The 1,122-nt window shown below is 52.1% G+C and carries 1 protein-coding gene; it reads right to left on the bottom strand.

The genetic code is table 11. The features are described from left to right. Positions 1–75 precede the first annotated feature (75 nt). Positions 76–1,122 (bottom strand): hypothetical protein (locus tag ACIQCN_RS15265; RefSeq protein WP_400611742.1); only part of this gene is annotated, 1,047 nt, incomplete at its 5' end.

Genomic DNA, 1,122 nt, shown 5'->3' with positions numbered 1-1,122 from the left:
GGCAGTGTGAGAACTTCCATCCTGGAAGACCTCGACGTCTATCCACGAACCAGCCGCCGACCCTCGACTACACCCTCAACTGCGAAGAGCCCCTTTAGCAGCCCAGTTCCCAGACGAAATCAGACTGTACACCGAAAGGACCTCTTCAACGTACTTCTTGTCGGGATTGTACATTTCAATCAACTGCTTCAGTCGTTCTTGCTCCTTTTCAGGCTTTGCCGAGTTTTTGACTTCCTCATTTCGCTCAGTCAACAGCTTGTGTGCATGCCTGATGGAGTCAAAGTCTGATAGTGGCCGGTCCGAGAGGACTTGGGCTACACCGACGGTCATCTTTATGCCAGGAACTCGGACCAGTACGCGCTCGATAAGCCGTATCCATGCGGGTCGGTTCATGTCTTCGAAGACCAATATTGCTCTCATCAATTGATTGAGCAGTAGATCGCGGCCAAACAAGGCATTGATGAGGTCACCGAATCTGCTCTCGATATTTACCAGCGAGGAAGTCACAAATTGTAAGGTGACGTTCTTGCGTTCTTCTAAACGGCTGACCGGGTACTTATGCGATGAAAGCTCGATGAAAGCCACGAAAATCAAGCTGACGAACAGGGAGGACCAAATGTTATCGACAATTCCCTCAAGTGATGGCGTCACAGCAGCCAACCAAGCTGAATGACTGAAGAACTCTGTCAAGACTGCGGTTAAGTTGATAACGACGACATTGTAGAGGTGTACGAGGCGCTCGGAAAGGTAGATGCCTCGTCGCAGTACTTCACGGAAGCTCCCGAGCAGCACTGAGGAGAAGGTCGCTGTGAGCAGGTAAGGGAGTGTCCAGAGTTCGGGAAATAGCTTATTCAAGAGGCCGCAGAGCAGCATTGTAACGATGAGCGGAGGCAGGTGTCTGAAGGCAAGATAGTAAAACCTGCGCCTCGGTCTGATTGCCACAAAATCTGAAACAGACAGATAGGCTGTCGAAGCGTGCAGTTGACCTTGCCTGCCCGGTTGGCCTGCTGGCCCATAGCGTCTTATAACCGGCTCTTCGGAATCAAGGGTGTAGCGAGGGTCTGAAACCTCCGGCCTCGAGCAGGCTCCTGGCTGTGTAGTTCGCGAGGTTGCGGAAGCCGA

It is taken from the genome of Pseudarthrobacter sp. NPDC092424, from assembly GCF_044754925.1.
GTDB lineage: Bacteria > Actinomycetota > Actinomycetes > Actinomycetales > Micrococcaceae > Arthrobacter.
This window is presented reverse-complemented; position numbering and strand designations above follow the sequence as displayed.